This window comes from Oleiphilus sp. HI0079 (genome assembly GCF_001635105.1).
In genome coordinates, this window is sequence record NZ_LWFT01000574.1 from 1 (window position 1) to 3,075 (window position 3,075).

The following is a 3,075-nucleotide window of genomic DNA, read 5'->3' on the forward strand; positions in this document are numbered from 1 at the left end:
ACTGATCGAAGCCGAACCCCATGGCATGCCACAACCTGTCTCCAAGAACGCAGAGCTAATTCTTAACTCAGAAAACCTTCTGATCGAGTTTCCAATAAAGAAGAACTTCTTCGGAAAGGTGACTAACAGCTTTACCGCTGTCGACAACGTTAGCTTTTCCGTTCGCGCGGGCGAAACCCTAGGCATTGTCGGCGAAAGTGGGAGTGGCAAGACGACCGCAGGAATGGCAATTCTTAAGCTGCTTAGTAGCAAAGGTGTCATCGCATTTGACGGTAAACGTATCGACCAGATGAACCAAAAACAATTCAGACCAATACGTCGAGAAATACAAATTGTTTTCCAAGATCCATTCGGCAGCTTAAGTCCACGCATGTCTATCGGGCAGATCATATCTGAAGGCCTTGAAATTCATAAGATTGGTGACGCTGTCGAACGAGAGCAGATGATTATTGATGCACTGCGTGAGGTTGAGCTAGATCCGGATTATCGTCACCGTTATCCGCATGAGTTTTCGGGAGGTCAGAGGCAGCGTATCGCCATTGCCCGAGCACTCATACTCAAACCACAACTTATTATCCTAGATGAACCGACGTCGGCCTTGGACAGAAGCATCCAAGTACAGGTAATCGACCTTCTTCGCCGAATACAACAAAAGCACAATATAGCGTTTATCTTCATCAGCCATGACCTTGCTGTCGTGAGAGCACTTAGCCATCGAGTACTCGTACTCAAGCATGGCAAGATTGTTGAAGAAAATGAATGCGAAGCCTTGTTTTCATCCCCAAAACACCCCTACACGAAGGAATTACTTGAAGCCGCGTTCTTTTATGGACAGAATTCCGTAATCGCGCAACACACTGAGGTTTAAGTATGGGTTTTTTAGCAGGAAAAAAAGTTTTAATTGTTGGTATCGCTAGCAAGCTCTCTATCGCCACAGGTATTGCCGATGCAATGCACCGCGAGGGTGCTGAGATCGCTCTCACATACCAAAATGACAAGCTCAAGAAGCGCGTCGAGGACTTCGGTGAGAAGTGGTCAAGCCCGCTAATACTTCCTCTAGACGTTGCCGACGACAAACAAATAGAAGCCGTTTTCGATAACATTAAGCAGCAATGGGGGCATATTGACATCGTTGTTCATTCGGTTGGCTTCGCTCCTGGTCACGAACTTGAAGGCGATTACGTCGATGCGACAACGCGTGAGGGTTTCGGCATCGCTCACGACATTAGTGTTTATAGCTTTGTTGCTCTTGCAAAATTTGCACGTCCACTTATGCAAGAACATGGCGGAGCTCTCCTCACCCTCACCTATCTTGGAGCTGAACGGGTCGTTCCTAATTACAATGTCATGGGGCTCGCCAAGGCCAGCTTAGAAGCAAATGTACGCTACATGGCAAGCAGCCTTGGACAAGAAGGTATCCGCGTTAACGCTGTTTCTGCGGGTCCAATTCGCACCTTAGCGGCTTCTGGCGTTAAAAACTTTCGAAAGATGCTAAACGAAACCGCGAAACAAGCGCCCCTGAAGCGCAATGTCACAATTGAGGAAGTGGGTAATGCTGCCGCGTTTTTGTGTAGTGACTTAGCCAGCGGTATCAGCGGTGAAATCTTGTATGTCGATGGCGGATTTAACACGACAGCAATGCGGCCTTTAGACGATTCGGACGCATAAAGCGCTGCGAAGCTGCACTAGTTCACTGAAAGCTATCTTCAATCAGGTATTCTTCTTCGCTTAGTCTGGAACGGTCGAGTTATTTCTGTGTTACGTCACATATTCATATTGTTCGCGATTTTCGCTTTGGGCAGCATCTCCGGCTGCACGAATATTGGTGGTGCATCGAAGTCTGCTACATCGCTGACAAATTTTCTCGGCTTCTCAGAGCTACCGAAGTGGTATATCACGTCTAGGTACTCCTACCCCGATTCGCAGTTTCGAACTAACGACTTCGGCTTACCAGTGCATTTTCGTGACGTCGGCGAGGGAGAGACAATTGTTCTGTTACACGGGGAGCTATCTTCTCTCCACACCTGGGAGCGATGGGTAGAGATTCTACGGCAAGAGTTTAGAGTCGTCGCCATTGATCTTCCTGGAGCGGGCATTACCGGTGCGCCCAAGTGCATCTCTAACCCAAAGAAACACTGCCCCGAGAACCTTAGCCAAGACTATATCTCACATACACTCACATACTTGATTGAAGACTTAAACCTGCGAAATTTTCATTTGGTAGGCGCATCCTACGGCGGCTATCTCGCTTCGCGCTATGCAATCAATAACCCTGATCGGATTAAGTCTTTAACGCTAATTTCGCCCTTGGGAATGCAACAAGAGCCGCCTTTCATCGTTGATTACTTAGTGGACAGTAGCACTGTGTCCAAGTTTTTCCAGCCAGCAACCATTGCAACAACCATTGCAGATGACTTTTACGGTACTCCTGAACGAATTACCCCGGCATCACTGCAACGCTATCTGCACTTACTCCAAGCACCCAGCGCAAAGAAAACAAACGTCCTTCAAGCTGAAATGGTCCACGAATTGATGCTTAATGGAACCACCGCATCTTTTGCAGATATTCAGGCGCCTTCGCTAATTATGTGGGGGAATCGTGACAAGTGGGGGCGCTTTGATCATGCTCAGCGTTGGGTCGACGCAATACCTAACTCGATGCTGGTCGAATATAAAGGGGTTGGCCATCTGAGTATGGAAGAGCACCCAGAAGACTCCGCTTACGATTTGATTGCTTTCATCAATGATGAGCCTCTTCCTACAATCGAAGGCTTAGGGCGAGACGCCTTTACCATTCAAGACGCTGTTGACTCTCTCGGTGACAAAGAGGCACTCTTTGGGCCCAATTTAGAGACGATGGAAGATATTGATAGCGAATAGTAGCTAGTTCAAGAAGTTTGAAAGCAAGCTTTTCCAGTCATCAATCCCGGTTTGCTCAGAATCTAGAAATTCAAAACCTACCAAATAGCCGTCGCGACAAGACTGAGTCCAACGAACCTCACCAGCAAGCCGGAAATTCTCTGTAAACTCGTCCAGATCGACAACCAAAGTATGTATTGCACCATTCTGCATGTC

Annotated in this window: 4 protein-coding genes; 3 read left to right on the forward strand and 1 reads right to left on the reverse strand. The window is 47.6% G+C overall.

All coding sequences use genetic code 11. The features are described 5' to 3' along the window. The 3 genes from A3750_RS09645 to A3750_RS09655 all read left to right on the forward strand — a co-directional run. On the forward strand, window positions 1-868 hold an 868-nt coding region (locus tag A3750_RS09645; protein ID WP_156498509.1), incomplete at its 5' end, for an ATP-binding cassette domain-containing protein. Window positions 869-870: 2 nt separating this feature from the next. After that, window positions 871-1,668: an enoyl-ACP reductase gene (locus A3750_RS09650; RefSeq protein ID WP_068453256.1), complete on the forward strand. Its 798-nt coding sequence runs from the start codon at window positions 871-873 to the stop codon at window positions 1,666-1,668. Between the two features lie 126 nt (window positions 1,669-1,794). Then, on the forward strand, window positions 1,795-2,880 hold the full coding sequence (locus A3750_RS09655; protein ID WP_068453254.1) for an alpha/beta fold hydrolase: 1,086 nt from the start codon (window positions 1,795-1,797) through the stop codon (window positions 2,878-2,880). 3 nt (window positions 2,881-2,883) lie between these two features. On the opposite strand, the gene A3750_RS26055 is transcribed toward A3750_RS09655, so the two are convergent. Further along, a partial coding sequence (locus tag A3750_RS26055; RefSeq protein ID WP_197474984.1) for a PilZ domain-containing protein occupies window positions 2,884-3,075 on the reverse strand: 192 nt, incomplete at its 5' end.